This is a genomic window from Myroides sp. N17-2, from assembly GCF_002286775.1.
Classification (GTDB): Bacteria; Bacteroidota; Bacteroidia; order Flavobacteriales; family Flavobacteriaceae; genus Flavobacterium.
This window is the reverse complement of sequence record NZ_NSGJ01000043.1, coordinates 1-16,017: the sequence shown is the minus strand read 5'-3', so window position 1 is coordinate 16,017 and position 16,017 is coordinate 1. Positions and strand designations below refer to the sequence as shown.

The window sequence follows — 16,017 nt, the reverse complement described above, 5'->3', positions numbered from 1 at the left end:
CGTACCTTGTCTTACTCTCCATCTACCTTTGTCAAAAAAGATTAGGGTTATGAAAAGTATCACAAAGAAGCAAATTCTGGAAAGCATTGGGAAAGTGTATGAACAAGCGAAAAATTGTAAGCTTGAAAATTCATTTTTTGAAAGCATCAAACCTGAACTACATACACTTTCCCAATATTTTAAAACGTCCGAGAAACAAACCTTTTTCATTGCAATGGTTTTTGCGCTAAACTACAAAGGAGATACTGTTGATTTAAACGATTTAATAGATTATTTTGAATGTAATCCAATGAAAATTTTAGAATACAGCGATGATTTTGAGTATTTACATAAAGTTGGGATTTTTGAAAAAAAGAAATCAAGACACCGTGTGAAATTGGCGGGAGCTAATGACCAATTTGTTATTCACGAAAAAATAACAGAAGCTATTTTGCAAAACAAACCTTTGCCCAAAATCAACAAGAAGAAGATAAATGGTATAATAGATTTGTTAGAACAGTTATACAAACTGGGCGACCAACGGGACGATGATAAAATTTCAACCTTTGAACTATTTCGAGAAGTTGAAAAATTGATTGCAGACAACACACATTTTCCGTTAATAGAAAAAGTAAAGCAATTCAACTTTAGCACAGAGGATGCTTATATGTTTTTGTACCTAATATGGAAAACAGTATCAGGAAATGAATCTACAGATATTGGAAGAGCTTTGGATGGTATTTATGATAGTCCATCAGAGAGAGTAAATGAAGTACAAAAATTGTTATCTGGCAATCATATCCTTATTAACAATAATTTGGTTGAAATTATAGAAGCTCAATTTTTCAATGATACAGAAATGAGATTGACGGACACTTCTCTTCAACTTCTGAATGATTGTGACATTAAACTTTTTCTAAACAAAAAGAGAAAAGATAATATCATTATTCCCTCGGAAATTGTTTATCGTGAATTGGTTTTTGATAGGGGCGAGATGAATCAATTAGAAACACTTCGAAATTTACTTCAAGAAGACAAGTTTAATGAAACACAGACAAGACTAACAAATAAAGGTTTACCCAAAGGAATTGCAGTTTTGTTACATGGCGCACCTGGAACAGGAAAAACCGAAATTGTAAAACAATTGGCAAAAGCTACAGACAGAGAAATAATGAAAGTGGAAATCAGTCAGTCAAAATCCATGTGGTTTGGCGAAAGTGAAAAAATCATTAAACGTATTTTCACAGATTACAGAGCTTATGCAAAAGAATCTAAACTAACACCTATTTTACTTTTCAATGAAGCTGATGCCATTATTTCTAAAAGGAAAGAAAACAGTAATTCCAATGTGGCTCAAACTGAAAATGCTATTCAAAATATTATACTGGAAGAGCTTGAAAACTTTGAAGGTATTTTAATGGCAACTACCAACTTAGCTAATAATTTGGACACTGCTTTTGAACGAAGATTTTTATTTAAAGTACAGTTCAAGAAACCCACAAAAAAGGTAAGAGCTAAAATATGGAAATCAAAATTATCACATTTAGATGAAAAGAGTTGTCAAATACTCGCAGATAAATTTGACTTTTCAGGTGGACAGATAGATAATATTATTCGTAAAAGTGAAATACAGGAAATCGTTCACGGCACAATGACCAACTTTGAAGAAATACATTCATTTTGTAGCGAGGAATCCATAATAACAAAAACAACTAAAATTGGATTTGGCTATGCACACGATTAAAATTAAAAGCCAAAACATTTTATTGTTATCAGATACGCATGGCAAACATCGTTTAATCGATATTCCTAAAAACATTCAGATTGTAATTCATTGTGGAGATATTTGTAATGCAGGAGATATGGATGAAGTTTTGGATTTTTTTAAATGGTACGCTCAATTAGAAATACCTCATAAAATATTTATTCACGGAAATCATGATTTGCCTTTCGAGTTAGAACCAGAATGGGGTAAAAGATTGATTCCTAAAGACATTATTTGGTTAAATGACGAAGCGATAGTAATAAGTGAAATAAACATAATGGGAATCAGTGCTTTCCCTTTTTATAATGGTATTGAAACGAAAAATAAAATTGACATCATTGCGTCACATTACCCTCCTTACGGTATTCTATACAATGGATTTGGCAGTGAAGAAATTAGTAATTTTATATTTCAGTTGGCACCAAAATACCACATATTTGGTCACAATCATTCCAACTATGGAAAAACAAAATACAAAAACATTCAGTATATTAACGCATCTATTTATCATAAGTTATGTCAAAAAGAGAATCAATAGCAAGGTATAATATCATCATAAAAAAATTAAGAAAACGACCTGCAACATTTGCTGAAATTGAAGAATATCTTGCCTTGGAATCAGAAATTCAAGCTTACAATTTCAATATTTCAAAGCGTACATTTCAACGAGATAGAGACGATATTCGTTCTTTATACAATATCGATATTTTGTTTGACTTTTCTAAAAAAGTCTATTACATAGATTTTGATGAACAACCAGAAGCAAATGAAAGGATATTAGAAGCTTTCGACACCTTTAATGCTTTGAATTTAACAGATAGGCTTTCTAAGCATATTCATTTTGAAAAACGGAAACCTCAAGGTACTGAACATCTGTATGGAGTACTTCATGCTATTAAAAATCAGATTCAAATAAAATTTGTGTATCAAAAATATTGGGAAGATGAGTTAACTAAACGCATAGTAGAACCATATGCTCTGAAAGAATTCAAAAACAGATGGTATGTCTTATCAAAAGATTTAGGTGATGATAAGATAAAGAGTTTTGCCCTTGACCGTTTAACAGATTTAGAAATTTTGAATAAGAAATTCAACTTTCCAAAAGATTTTGATGTAAATGAACATTACAGATACTGCTTTGGTATTATCAGTCCGAACGGTCATCAGCCAGAAGATGTAGTACTTTCTTTCAATGCATTTCAGGGGAAATATATCAAATCATTGCCGTTACACGATTCTCAGCAAATTCTGATAGATAATGAAGATGAATTGAGAATACAGCTTAAACTATTCATTACACACGATTTCTTTATGGAACTTTTATCCTTTGGAGAAAACCTTGAAGTACTTAAACCTCAAAGCTTGATTGATGATTTAAAATCAACTGTTAGAAATATTCAAAGTACATATGAAGAGTAGAAACTGCATAAATATATTGATAACGAAAAATTAAAATTTTGTATATTTGCTTTGAGCTAACGGAAACACGTTGAAAAATAAAGCAATAAGCACCGTTACCAAATCGTTACCTGACTTCTTTGATTATCTCTATAAAAACCTTGTATTCAACCGATACGGCTTTTTCCTGAATACTTTAAAATATAAACACTAGAAAACCCTTCTCACATTAGTAAAACCAATATATTTTTGATCTAATCAATTACTGCATCTTTATTAATCCATTACATTTACATTTTTAAAATCTACAACATTTTATGTTACAAAATATACTGGGAATTAAGAACAATAATATCCTTATTCAGAATGAAATCTTAGCAGGTCTAACGGTTGCTATGACTATGATACCAGAGTCATTATCCTTTGCGATATTAGCGGGATTACACCCCTTGACAGGACTTTATGCAGCGTTCTTAATGGGGATTATAACGGCTATTTTTGGAGGCCGCCCAGGTATGGTATCAGGTGGAGCAGGTGCTACTATTATCGTGATGATATCTCTTATAGCGATGTATGGCATAGAATATCTATTTGCGGCAGTTATACTAGCAGGTATTATTCAGATACTCGTAGGTATTCTTAAACTAGGAAGATTTGTTCGTTTTATTCCACAACCTGTCATGTATGGCTTTTTAAATGGATTAGCTGTAGTCATTTTCTTTGCACAGATTTCTCAATTTAAAATAAATGTAGATGGTATTAGCACTTGGTTGACAGGCATACCATTATATATGATGATAGGCCTAACAGTACTTACAATATTAGTTGTAACGCTGTTTCCTAAGATAACAAAGAAAGTACCTGCCACACTTATTGCTATCATCATAACCACCGCAGTCGTATTCTTCTTTCAACTTGATACGCGTAAAGTGATGGATATTGCCCATATCAGTGGGAGTTTGCCTAGTTTTCATATCCCTGCATTGCCTTTTACATTAGAAACGATACAAATCATACTGCCATTCTCTCTAGTTATGGCAGGAGTGGGACTAGTAGAGTCTCTGCTAACGCTAAGCATAGTAGATGAAATCACAAATACAAAAGGCAATACCAATAAAGAATCTATCGCTCAGGGTATCGCTAATATTACCAACGGGTTCTTTGGTGGTATGGGAGGATGTGCTATGATTGCACAGACTTTAGTCAATCTAGATGCAGGAGCGAGAAGTAGAATAGCCGCTATCATAGGCTCTCTAACTATATTAGTCATCATTTTAGTAGGTGCGCCTGTGATCGAGCAGATACCATTAGCAGCACTAGTTGGGGTAATGATAATCGTCTCTATTACTACATTTAAGTGGGTTTCTTTTCAGTTAGTCCTGCGTATGCCTAAGGCAGATGTCTTCGTCTTGTTTCTTGTTACAGCTGTTATTATTGCTACACATAACTTAGCTTTAGCAGTGCTAATCGGCGTGATAGTATCAGCACTTGTCTTTGCTTGGGATAATGCAATACGTATCCGTGCCCGCAAATCCTTTGATGTGAATGGAAACAAAGTATATGCTATCTACGGTCCCCTATTCTTTGGGAGCACTACTACCTTTACAGAGAAGTTCACTCCTCATAAAGATACCTCTACTATCATTATTGACTTTAAAGAATCACGAATAGTCGATATGTCTGCTCTTGAGGCAATCAAAAAGATAATAGATAAATACAAAAGTCATAATAAACAGGTTATACTACTAAACATCAATACTGAAGGTAAGAGATTAATGACCAACTCTAAGCTATTTGAAGATAACTTATTAGAAAACAGTTAGATTATCACAGTTAACCCCCTCATTATTAGACTTAATTCTTTATATTTGATTAATACAATCAATAAAACACTATAACTATGCTTAAAATATCACTATCCGTACTACTTGCTATCTTAGGTGGTTATCTAATATTCTTAGGTTTAAAAGCCGATATGTTACCTCCCACTATTACAGGTATAGGGTTCTTTCTAATCGCTATTATATTTAATTTACCTAAAGATAAAAAGTAAGAATAACTGACCAGTCAATTCCGAAAAGTATATAAAAAAAAGGACAACCTCATCAGTTGTCCTTTGTTCTTTTTAGAATGGTCTTGTTACAAAACGACCTATATAAGTATCTCCTTTTATAATCCAAGCTACGATATAAGCCCCTGCACCATCTCCATTAGAAGTATAAATATAAATCGTATCATTCTCTCTATCAAAGACACACTTGGGTTTAACACTAGGATTAAACATATTCTCAAATGAAGAAACAGGTAATTCTATTGTATTACCATATTTACTAATCGTTATAGAAGTATAGTGACTTAACTTATGAAGTCCTTCTATCCCCCATGCCTCTTGTTCTTTATAACCTACTAAATTATATGCTCCATCGACTGTTTTATACTGTGGAATGAAATCACGCTTATTCTCTTCAAAATCTACTTCTTCAATATTCATTTCAATTTTTATCCCTTTCCCTTCTAGAATAATATTAGTATAGGATTCTTTAGCAAGAGGTATTTTATCAAAGGTACTTAGTACTTTTAATCTTGAGTTATGAATAAACCCGCCTTTACCTATACGTTCATCAGAAAAGCTTACATTTTGCCAATCAGCTTTTTTATCATAATCCTCATCGAATACGAACACTAGGTCACCACTAGCCAACTGTCTAACGATACTTGCTTTATTATCTCCTGTCTCTCTGACATGCACATACCCATCTTTATCTACTAAAGCAAATAACTGCCCATAAGATGTACTACACACTAATAACAATACTAATAAACCAATATTCTTCATTCTTTTTATTTTTGAGTAAATGTAAACAATATACACTCGCTACCCCCTGTTAAACGCTTATAAACAAAACAAACAACCTCATCAGTTGTCCTTCTCTATTTCTTTTAAAAGGGAATAAAAGCATTATTATACTGATACTTACCATCTTTAAACACCCATACTACAACATAAGATCCAGCTCCATCACTATTGTCAGCTGTCAAATATATTGTATTATCAGACTTATCATAATAACAGTCAGTATAACCCTTTCCACTTGGATTAAACATATTCTCATAAGCTTTAGTAGGTAAGACAGCTTCTTTCCCATTTTGATTTATCTTTATGGAAGTATAATAAGCTGTAGGTATTGTTCCATCAGTTCCCCACATATCCTGTCCGTTATATGTTTCTAAAAAGTCACTGCCTTTTTGTTTTGTAAACTTAGTTTTATTCTTAGTGTAGTCAAAAGTTCCAATTCCTACTGTAACAGTGACATTATTGCCCGAAAACTTCAACTCCTGTTTACTTGAACTTACTAAAGGAATACGAGTATATGTATCCAACATCTTTAAACGAGAGTTATGTACATAACCACTTACATCATTGCGTTTACTCATTTCAATAATAGACCAATTAGGTGCTTTTTCATCTACTTCAAATAGAAATACTATTTCTCCTGCATCCAATTTACTTCTTATCTCACTATTCGCATTCCCCTCCTTTCGCACATTCACATACCCATCTTTATCCACTACTTTGGCTAACTGTCCATACGATGTACTGCATATTAATAGTATCAATAATAAACCTATTCTTTTCATGTCTCTAACATCTTCTTTAATCCTACATCTTAAACTTAAACCCACGTGGAGCATATAACTTCCCCTCATCATACAGATTTAGATAAAGTCTTACAGTATCCGTTTTTCCTTTTACATAAACTGCATAAATATCCAATACTCCTCTTCCATTAAATAACCCATTCGGAGTATCAAAATGACAACAACTACCTACTCTATAGAATGATAAACTATTTCCTTCTAAATCTGTCAAATCCTTTAAGTATTCTATCTGATTCTGAGGGCCTCTGTTCTGCTTTACACCTCCTACATTTATAGGATTATAAGGAGAATATCCATATTCACGATTAGCTACATGTAATAAAGAAGAAGAAGAAGTAGTCTCCAATATCTGTTTCGGCTTACAGCTTACCCAAACTAGAACTAACAATATAAACAGTAGATTTTTTCTCATAACAAGTTAGTTTAATGATAACACATTATCTAAATTACAAAAAAAACAATAAGTATACTTACTTTTGATAGTATCATATGATACTATCAAAAAAACAACTCCCTCATAATGAATAAATTATTTCTAAATAAAAAAGCACTCCCATAAGGAATGCTTCTATTGTGATCTTTTATTCATCTTCTCTATTGCTGAGTCAAGTCGCTGTTCATTCTTTCTGGAAGACAACTCGTGATTAGTGGTCATTAGAGAATTATATTCCTTTAATGACATTAGTACCACTCCCTTATCGCTACCATTACTAATCACTAAAGCCTCTGAACTTCTGGAAACCCAATCAAAGTAAGACTTGATGTCTTTTCTAAATTTAGCTATATCTACTATCATAACTTTTTTGTTTACTTATATAGTCACAAATACAATACCACTAATAATAAAACACTTACCCTTCCATTTTATCAGTAAGGTATTTAAGATTAGTTGTTATCTTCTCTATATCCCAGTTCCACCATTGCATTTCTAAAAGCTCCTGTATCTTCTGCTCTGAGAATCTCTTCTTAATTTCTTTAGCAGGGTTACCACCTACGATACTATATGGCGCAACATCTTTTGTAACTGTTGCATTAGAGGCAATAATAGAACCGTCACCTACCTTCACTCCCGGCATAATCGTTACATTCGTTCCTATCCATACGTCATTCCCTATGACAGTATCTCCTTTATAAGGAAGATCTGACAACTTAGGTTCTGCTACTTTCCAGTCTTTACCGAAGATATTGAACGGATAAGCTGTTATCCCATCCATCTTATGATTAGCTCCATTCATAATAAATGTAACGCCTGACGCTATCATACAGAACTTCCCAAGAATCAACTTGTCACCTATAAAATCAAAGTGATACTTCACATTCTTCTCAAAGTTATCTACGCTCTCGAAGTCATCGTAATAGGTATAATCCCCTACTATAATATTGGGATTCGTAATTATGTTTTTTAGAAAACACAATCTATTATAATGTTCTAATGGAAACTTATCGTTGCTATCTGGTATATTCATCATTAATTAGTTTTAAACAAGTAGACCAATACAGTCTTTAAGTTCTCAAAGATAAAACAAAAAAAAAGCACCTCAACCTAAAAGGAAGAGGTGCATATTATACTTCTTACGTTGTGTATCAACTTCTGCTGTTATGCATTTATGCTTGTTGGCTCACTATACTTTTAAGAGCGTTATACTCTTCTATTGGTATAATTACTATTCCAGTAGTTTCGCACTCTTTGACCATTAAGTCAAGTCCACTTTCCATCACATAGTCAATGTAAGTTGACACATCTTCTTTAAAATCATTTAGACTAATCTGTTTCTTCATTTTTGTACATTTTCTAATACAAATACAACAATCGAACCATTTAATGATTTTTACTCAAAAAAATATTAAATAAACAGAATTTACCTCAATAATTTATGACTACTACACGTAGTTTATTTCATTCTTTGGCTCTCCATCTAAGAACCCTTGTTGCTCCATCCAAGTGTCGCTATAGATCTTACTCATATAACGAGAACCATGATCAGGGAATAACATCACTACTACGCTATTCTCATCAAAAGCTCCTTCTGCTGCATACTGTCTCGTCGCTTGTAGTACCGCTCCAGAAGTATATCCTAAGAATAATCCCTCTGTACGAGCTAACTCACGTGCTGTCTGAGCAGCATCTTTATCCGTCACCTTTACAAACTTATCGATCACAGAGAAGTCAGTAGCACTTGGTATCAAGTTTTTACCTAATCCCTCTATCTTATAAGGAGCTATCTCATTAGGATCAAGCTCTCCTGTCTCGTGGTATTTCTTTAATACAGACCCATAAGCATCCACTCCTAAGATCTGGATATTAGGATTCATCTCTTTTAAATAACGTGCAGTACCCGATATAGTACCTCCCGTACCAGAACAGCATACGAAGTGCGTAATCTTACCCCCCGTCTGTTCCCATACCTCAGGCCCTGTAGAAGCATAATGCGCCTCAGTATTTAACTCATTAAAATATTGATTGATATAGATAGAGTTTGGCGTCTCTTTCTGCACTGTCTTTGCCACCTCATAATATGAACGTGGATCATCAGCCGCTACATTAGCAGGACATACATATACAGTAGCCCCCATTGCACGTAACATATCTATTTTGTCAGGAGAAGACTTATCACTCACTGATAAGATACATTTATACCCTTTAATCGCACTTACCATAGCGATACTAAATCCAGTATTACCAGATGTCGTTTCTACGATAGTACTACCAGGTTTTAATATTCCTTTTTTCTCAGCTGCTTCGATAATGTGCATTGCCACTCTGTCTTTTGCAGAATGACCCGCATTGAAAGCTTCTACTTTTCCATAGAAATTCCCCTTCAACTCTTTAGTAGCTTTACTCAATTTTACAATTGGCGTATTTCCTATAAGAGCTAATACATTATCATACGCTTGAATCTCATCTTTCATAATATCTTATTTACTATTGACGGTTATTAAACCGTCTATGTTATACTAACAAATTTACTAAAAAAACAAAGCCACTACTCTTTTATCCCTTCTAAATCGAACATAAAAACGAACTCTTTTGCTACTTCTTTAATCGCCTCAAAACGTCCTGATGCACCACCGTGTCCAGCCTCCATATTGGTATCTAAATAAAGTTGCTTATCATTCGTTTTCATCACTCTCAATTTCGCTATCCACTTCGCAGGTTCCCAATACTGCACTTGACTATCGTGAAGACCTGTAGAGATATACATATTAGGATAATCTTGAGCTGCCACATTATCTAATGGCGAATACGACAGCATATAGTCATAGTACTCTTTTTCATTTGGATTACCCCATTCGTCATACTCTCCTGTAGTCAAAGGTATCGTATCATCAAGCATAGTCGTCATCACATCAACAAAAGGCACTTGAGCAATCACTCCGTTATACAAGTCAGGGCGTTTATTCACCACTACTCCCATTAACAACCCTCCTGCTGAACCACCTTCTGCATATAGATGTTCTGCTGATGTATATCCTTCTGCTATCACGTGCTCAGAACAAGCGATAAAATCGTCAAATGTATTCCACTTCTCTAATAACTTCCCGTCTTCATACCACTGACGTCCCATATCTTCTCCTCCGCGAATATGAGCGATAGCATAGATAAATCCTCTGTCTAATAAAGTTAATCGCGTAGTAGAGAAATAAGGCTCCATAGAATATCCATATGAACCATACGCATACTGTAAGAATGGATTAGTTCCATCTTTCTTCATTCCTTTTTTATAAATGATAGACATCGGTACTTTCACTCCATCTTTAGCCGTAGCCCAGATACGCTCTTCTATATAATCGTTCTTATCAAAAGTCCCTAATACCTCTTGTTCTTTCTTCACTTCCTTCTCACGCGTACGCATATTGAAGTCTATTACAGATGATGGCGTATTCATAGACTGGTATCCATAACGCAATATCTCTGTATCGAAGTCTAAGTTCGTACCTGTATAAGCATTATACGTTTCACTCTCAAATGGTAAGTAGTATGCCTCTTGGTTATTATCCCACGGTTGAATCTTTAAGTGAACCAATCCATTAGAACGCTCCGAGATCACTAAGTAATCTTTAAAGATGTCCACTCCTTCTAACAATACTTCTTCTCTATGAGCAATCAGCTCTTCCCAATGCTCAACAGTAGTCTTATCTTCTGGACAACGCATCAACTTAAAGTTATCTGCATCATCTAAATTGGTCATAATATAAAAATGTCCGTTATAGTGAGAGATATTATACTCTAACTCACGTACTCTCTCTTGGAACATTCTAAACTCCCCATCAGGATTCGCTGATTCTAATATTTGGAACTCACTAGTCAGTGTACTCTCACTAGCGATAACTAAGTATTTACGTGATTTCTCTTTGAAGATATGCGTATCAAAAGTGTCATCAGCTTCGTAGTACACCATTACATCTTCTGTAATCGCTGTACCTAACTTATGCTTATAGATTTTATCTGCACGAAGTGTTACCTCATCTTTACGAGAGTAGAATAAAGTCTTATTATCAGAAGCCCAAGTAGAGCTACCTGTAGTCTTCTCTATAGAGATAGGAGATATCTCTCCTGTAATCAGATTCTTTACTTGTAGTGTATATTCTCTACGAGATACAGTATCTGTACCGTATGCTACCCATTGGTTATCCTCAGATACATTCACCCCTCTTAAGTGGAAGTATGTATGCCCCTCAGCCATCACATTACAGTCAAACATAATCTCTTCATCAGCCTCTAAACTACCTTTCTTACGACAGATGATAGGATAGTCTTTTCCTTTCTCAAAGCGAGTGATATAGTAATATCCGTTATAGAAGTACGGCAATGAACTATCATCCTCTTTTATTCTACTTTTCATCTCTTCGTATAGATCAACCTGAAAAGCTTTAGTATGTGCAGTCTCTGCTTGATAGAATGCGTTCTCTGCATTTAGATAATCAATAACCTCTTGGTCTTCTCTATCGTTTAACCAGAAGTAATTATCTATTCTTGTATGATTATGTGCTGTTAGCTCGTGTGGTTTCACTTTAGCTATAGGCGCTTGTATATTATTACTCATTATTTTCAATTGTTAAAACACAAAAGTAAGGTTTTATAACTTAAATAATTGTTAGCGTGGTTTAAATGAGTATTAATGATCTACTAGTCCATTTATTGGACTTGAGGTAGAAGTAAAAAAGCCAGAGATGAGTGTCTCTGGCTTTAGTTTATTGTTTAAATAATATTGATCGTTTGTTGTCCTGTATATTCATACAATTCAAATCCATATCGTTCTATACTAGGATTAGAAAGTTTTATGCCATTAGGAACTAATCTATTCATTCGATTAAATGAATTTGGTGCATTTATTAAAGCTGGTGCATTAGATTGCTTATTACAGTAGCAACATCTTTTATTGCCAAACTGATTAATAAACACAACTATAGTAGGTACTTGCATAATCACGTCTAATGTACCTAGCATTTGACTAATAGCTTTAGTTAATACACTATTATTAACCTTTCTATCCTTTAATTCATTAAGTAAAAACCAAGACTTATCATTACTTGTATAGCATATAACATCACATCTCTTTTTCCCTTGATTAAAGACATGAGGTGTACTTGTAAGAAAACCATCATAATCAACAACTTCGAATGTTTTACCTAAGCCATTATTATACTTAACCGCACCATCTGTAATACCACTGCTAATAACTAAAGATCTATTTATATCGTCTATCTCAAAGGTGTTACTTGCTATAGTTTGCGTAATACTCAATGTACTAACTGGTATTCCAAAATGACTTGTCAAATCAACCTTAAGTAATCTATCCATAGTTATTTCGCTTTTTAATTAGTTAGTCCCATTGCTATTTTAAAGATTCGTACTGATCATATATAAAGTCGATCGTATCAGATAAAGGATTAGTATTCACTAATCGTTCATTCTCTACTATTAAGCTTTGCAATGTTCCTGCTCCTACTTGATATACAGCCAACTCATCATAGTTATACTTCGCTATATCATTATCTGCACTTTTCACATCGTATGCCTTAATCATTAAATTAAGTTGATTAATAATATACGGACTATGGGTAGATATAAATAAGTTAATGTTATTCGTGTTTCTATTAAAACAATCTTGTATCAATTCATTCATCAGTTTATACTGTGCGTCAGGGTATAAACTTAGTTCAGGTTCTTCTATATGAATATAAATCTTTTTGTTTAGATCGCTTAAGTTCTTAATTGGTCTAAAATCTGTCAAACTATCTATGGAAGATAGATAAGATAAAACAGAGCGATTAAATGCGTCTTCAAAATTAAACTTAGTAGAAAAGTACTTAGCGATTAAAGAAATAGGTGCAGAACTCTGTGTTCCAGACGAACTGTTCTTAAAGCTAACTTGATATTTATTATCCGTATTTGACTCTACAACATATTCTTTTCCTTTACTTCCTTTTTTCACTATAAACCTAAGACCTACGTGATTAAGATCTATCTGTCTAAGAGCTTCATTAGCAAAATCAAAGTCCTTATAAACCTCGTGAAAATAAAAACCTAAATAAGCTCCTGCAACTGATGCACTATTATCAGCCCACAGAGGAATTATGTTTCTATCTTCAGTCACAAAACTAACCTTAGTAAAATACAAATTACTTGCACTAATCGTTGATGTCTTTTGAAGTTTCTTATCTTTAAATACTATAGTAAATTCCTCACCATCCTTAAACGTAACAGTATATATTATTTCGGTATCAGCATCTACATATTCTTCTAATCCTGATGCTTTAAGTTGCTTAGTGATATGAAAGCGAAAAGGACTCTTAGACATCTTACTATGTTTTAGATAAGAACGAATACTCTCCATTTTAAAAATATACCTAAACAGAGATAAACACTTCATTAAAGTACTTTTACCACTTCCCGATTCCCCTATCAAGATTGTTAGAGGCTTGATATCTTTGATATCAATATCTCTTAATGGTCCTAAATTCTTTATTTGTATTGACTCTTTCATTAGTAATATATTTGTTTCAAATATACTGTTTTTACTTTAAAAGGTATACTCTACCTGCCCTATATAACATTAATCACCCAACTACTACTTCTATATATTCATCTAATCCCCTCATACTGTATCGCACCATACGCATGGTAGTTTCTTGCAGATTCAGGCGCTACATAGTCTCTTCAATATTGATATAAACATTTAATACTCAAATAACATCAAAAGCTATGCATACATAATCTGATTTCTTTAGTGGCGTCTAAACAGTTTATTTATTTTATAAAAATAATATATTTTAACAATAGATAATATAAAAAACCTTATAGCTATTGAATAAATAACAAAAAAAACAAAAACTATGAAATACTTAAAATAATCAGTCCCTTTAGATTTTTCATAACTTCCGTAACTATTTTTACTGAAAGAAATCGATATTGAATCATTAATAGCATATTTGATATTTTCTCTAAATTTATTATTCAAATTAAGATCTATAAAAATTTTGTTCTTCTTATTCATTATAGAGTAATAATCCTCATATTTTTGATCATAAAATACATCCTTATTTTTTCCCATATTTAAATCATAGTTTTTTCTAAATACAGAGTCATTTTTAAGAGCTACATTATTTACATAAATTAAATAATCATAATTAAATAAATTCTTTTCAATTGAATCTAATCTATTGATTAAAGGCTTTTCTTCATAATAATATTCAGTTTTAGATATATTTTTATCACTATTAATTTTTGAGTTTGAAATTCCAAAAGGATATAAAAATAAAATAACTGAATAAAAAAATATAACTAAACTCGATACTATAGCATAAGAAATATATGTGCTCTGACTTGATTCTTTCAAAATAAGCACGGAATTTTGTATTTCTGCAATACGATGTGATATTGTATAATTAGTATTTTCTGAAGTGAAGTATGCTTCAAAACTTATTGTATCATTAACTTTTATTAAGTCAGTTTTTATAGAAGTTTTATTTAAATCAGTTAAAACCTCGTATTGTAACAAAGTATTAGTATCTAATACATTAAAGCTTTTCCAACAACCCAAATCTTTATCCAATATAAAGGTAATTGGAGTAAATATATCACTTGGAGTTACATCCTTTTCTCCAAGCATTATAACAGTTCCACTCAAATAATTCAAATAATTATAGACCTCTGTATTTTCATAAGTAATTCTAACATTTTCGAAGTCTGTTACTTTTTGAGTATTTATTTGAGTTAATTTTCTTTCAAAAAAAACATATTTGTTTTTTTTGAACCTTTTATGCAAAATCAATGTAACAATAATAGGTACAATTATACCTGTTATAGCCACTTTATCCGAAAATGTTAATATAGATAACAATAGTAATATAGTTTTAAATTACACTTAAAACAAATATAGCTAAGTTATATATAAATTTGACTATTAAAGAATAAACATTTCCTATAACAACTTAACTATATTTCTTTTACCATAAATACACTACAATACTATAAACCAACCACATACAACACTAAAAAAGCCAAAGACTCTCATCCTTGGCTTTCAAAAATTACAAATCAAAAAAACTACTATAGTCCCCCTCTAAACTTCGCTATTTTCTCTTTTAACTCAGCTAATAGCTCTGCATTGACAATACCATTAACCTCATCAAAATTCTCATAGTATTTAGGCAGTGCAAATGTATCTATAAGCTGACCTCCGAACTGTGGAAATACAGTCTTGGCGATATTCAGTGAGTTCTGACCTCCATATCCACCAGGAGAAGTTGACATCACAAACATTGGTTTCTCTTGCCATAACTTTAACTCCTTACGAGAACACCAATCAAACAAGCTCTTAAAAGCTGCTGTCCAATTGCGATTGTGCTCAGACATCGAGCAGATAATAGCATCTGACTCGTTTATCTTCTCTAAGAAGCGGTTTGCTCCTTCAGGAAAACCTAACTTCTCTTGATCTACCGAAAAAGTTGGCACAGGATAATCATTTAAATCAATCACCTCAAGTTCTCCTTCAGGAAACATCGATAGAGTGAACTCTACTAACTTCTTATTAATCGAAGTACTTGATGTACTCGCAGCAAATCCTAATATTTTCATAGCTTATATTTAATTACATCAGTGTCCGATAAAAACTTTTATCGGAGCTTTTCATATCTATAATATGCTTTAAATCATCCTCTTAACTCGGATAACCGATCTTTACACCTGTAAATAGGTTATCCGAAGAAGG

General features: G+C 32.8%; 17 protein-coding genes. 5 read left to right on the top strand and 12 right to left on the bottom strand.

Translation table 11 applies throughout. The annotated features are described in order from the left end of the window. Positions 1 to 49: 49 nt before the first annotated feature. From CF599_RS15615 to CF599_RS19670, 5 genes are all read left to right on the top strand, one after another. Positions 50 to 1,723 carry an ATP-binding protein gene (locus CF599_RS15615; RefSeq protein ID WP_121966918.1) on the top strand — a complete coding sequence of 558 codons (1,674 nt, stop codon included), beginning with the start codon at positions 50 to 52 and terminating at the stop codon, positions 1,721 to 1,723. Then, positions 1,710 to 2,282 (top strand): metallophosphoesterase, encoded by a 573-nt coding sequence (locus CF599_RS15610; RefSeq protein WP_121966917.1) that lies wholly within the window; start codon positions 1,710 to 1,712, stop codon positions 2,280 to 2,282. Before CF599_RS15615 ends, CF599_RS15610 begins: the two co-directional genes overlap by 14 nt. Next, a complete protein-coding gene (locus CF599_RS15605) occupies positions 2,261 to 3,163 on the top strand; it encodes a YafY family protein (RefSeq protein WP_121966916.1) in 903 nt (300 codons plus the stop codon). The genes CF599_RS15610 and CF599_RS15605 overlap by 22 nt, the downstream gene beginning before the upstream one ends. A gap of 296 nt (positions 3,164 to 3,459) precedes the next feature. Continuing rightward, positions 3,460 to 4,965, top strand: coding sequence for a SulP family inorganic anion transporter (locus tag CF599_RS15600; RefSeq protein ID WP_121966915.1), 1,506 nt, complete (start codon positions 3,460 to 3,462; stop codon positions 4,963 to 4,965). A gap of 77 nt (positions 4,966 to 5,042) precedes the next feature. Then, positions 5,043 to 5,195 (top strand): hypothetical protein, encoded by a 153-nt coding sequence (locus CF599_RS19670; RefSeq protein ID WP_173835566.1) that lies wholly within the window; start codon positions 5,043 to 5,045, stop codon positions 5,193 to 5,195. A gap of 72 nt (positions 5,196 to 5,267) precedes the next feature. Here CF599_RS19670 and CF599_RS15595 read toward each other — a convergent pair whose 3' ends face one another. The 12 genes from CF599_RS15595 to CF599_RS15540 all read right to left on the bottom strand — a co-directional run bounded on the left by CF599_RS15595 (position 5,268) and on the right by CF599_RS15540 (position 15,884). After that, entirely contained in the window at positions 5,268 to 5,978 is a 711-nt protein-coding gene (locus CF599_RS15595) for a hypothetical protein (RefSeq protein WP_121966914.1), read from the bottom strand. Between the two features lie 104 nt (positions 5,979 to 6,082). Further along, positions 6,083 to 6,781 carry an SH3 domain-containing protein gene (locus CF599_RS15590; protein WP_121966913.1) on the bottom strand — a complete coding sequence of 233 codons (699 nt, stop codon included), beginning with the start codon at positions 6,779 to 6,781 and terminating at the stop codon, positions 6,083 to 6,085. Between the two features lie 22 nt (positions 6,782 to 6,803). Beyond that, positions 6,804 to 7,214, bottom strand: coding sequence for a hypothetical protein (locus tag CF599_RS15585; RefSeq protein ID WP_121966912.1), 411 nt, complete (start codon positions 7,212 to 7,214; stop codon positions 6,804 to 6,806). Positions 7,215 to 7,370: 156 nt separating this feature from the next. After that, positions 7,371 to 7,598 carry a type II toxin-antitoxin system Phd/YefM family antitoxin gene (locus CF599_RS15580; protein ID WP_121966911.1) on the bottom strand — a complete coding sequence of 76 codons (228 nt, stop codon included), beginning with the start codon at positions 7,596 to 7,598 and terminating at the stop codon, positions 7,371 to 7,373. A 55-nt stretch (positions 7,599 to 7,653) separates the two neighbouring features. Further along, the gene (locus tag CF599_RS15575) at positions 7,654 to 8,268 is read right to left on the bottom strand and encodes a Vat family streptogramin A O-acetyltransferase (protein WP_121966910.1); all 615 of its coding nucleotides are present in this window, start codon (positions 8,266 to 8,268) and stop codon (positions 7,654 to 7,656) included. Between the two features lie 139 nt (positions 8,269 to 8,407). Then, positions 8,408 to 8,581 carry a type II toxin-antitoxin system Phd/YefM family antitoxin gene (locus CF599_RS15570; RefSeq protein ID WP_121966909.1) on the bottom strand — a complete coding sequence of 58 codons (174 nt, stop codon included), beginning with the start codon at positions 8,579 to 8,581 and terminating at the stop codon, positions 8,408 to 8,410. 102 nt (positions 8,582 to 8,683) lie between these two features. Next, the gene (locus tag CF599_RS15565; RefSeq protein WP_121966908.1) at positions 8,684 to 9,712 is read right to left on the bottom strand and encodes a PLP-dependent cysteine synthase family protein; all 1,029 of its coding nucleotides are present in this window, start codon (positions 9,710 to 9,712) and stop codon (positions 8,684 to 8,686) included. A 74-nt stretch (positions 9,713 to 9,786) separates the two neighbouring features. Further along, positions 9,787 to 11,847, bottom strand: a complete 2,061-nt coding sequence (locus CF599_RS15560) for a S9 family peptidase (protein WP_121966907.1) — start codon at positions 11,845 to 11,847, stop codon at positions 9,787 to 9,789. Between the two features lie 155 nt (positions 11,848 to 12,002). Beyond that, the gene (locus CF599_RS15555) at positions 12,003 to 12,605 is read right to left on the bottom strand and encodes a hypothetical protein (RefSeq protein ID WP_121966906.1); all 603 of its coding nucleotides are present in this window, start codon (positions 12,603 to 12,605) and stop codon (positions 12,003 to 12,005) included. A gap of 34 nt (positions 12,606 to 12,639) precedes the next feature. Then, complete coding sequence (locus CF599_RS15550; RefSeq protein ID WP_121966905.1) at positions 12,640 to 13,791, bottom strand: AAA family ATPase; 1,152 nt, start codon at positions 13,789 to 13,791, stop codon at positions 12,640 to 12,642. A 240-nt stretch (positions 13,792 to 14,031) separates the two neighbouring features. Continuing rightward, positions 14,032 to 15,117 carry a hypothetical protein gene (locus CF599_RS15545; protein ID WP_158221789.1) on the bottom strand — a complete coding sequence of 362 codons (1,086 nt, stop codon included), beginning with the start codon at positions 15,115 to 15,117 and terminating at the stop codon, positions 14,032 to 14,034. A 239-nt stretch (positions 15,118 to 15,356) separates the two neighbouring features. After that, positions 15,357 to 15,884 (bottom strand): NADPH-dependent FMN reductase, encoded by a 528-nt coding sequence (locus CF599_RS15540; protein ID WP_121966903.1) that lies wholly within the window; start codon positions 15,882 to 15,884, stop codon positions 15,357 to 15,359. Positions 15,885 to 16,017 lie beyond the last annotated feature (133 nt).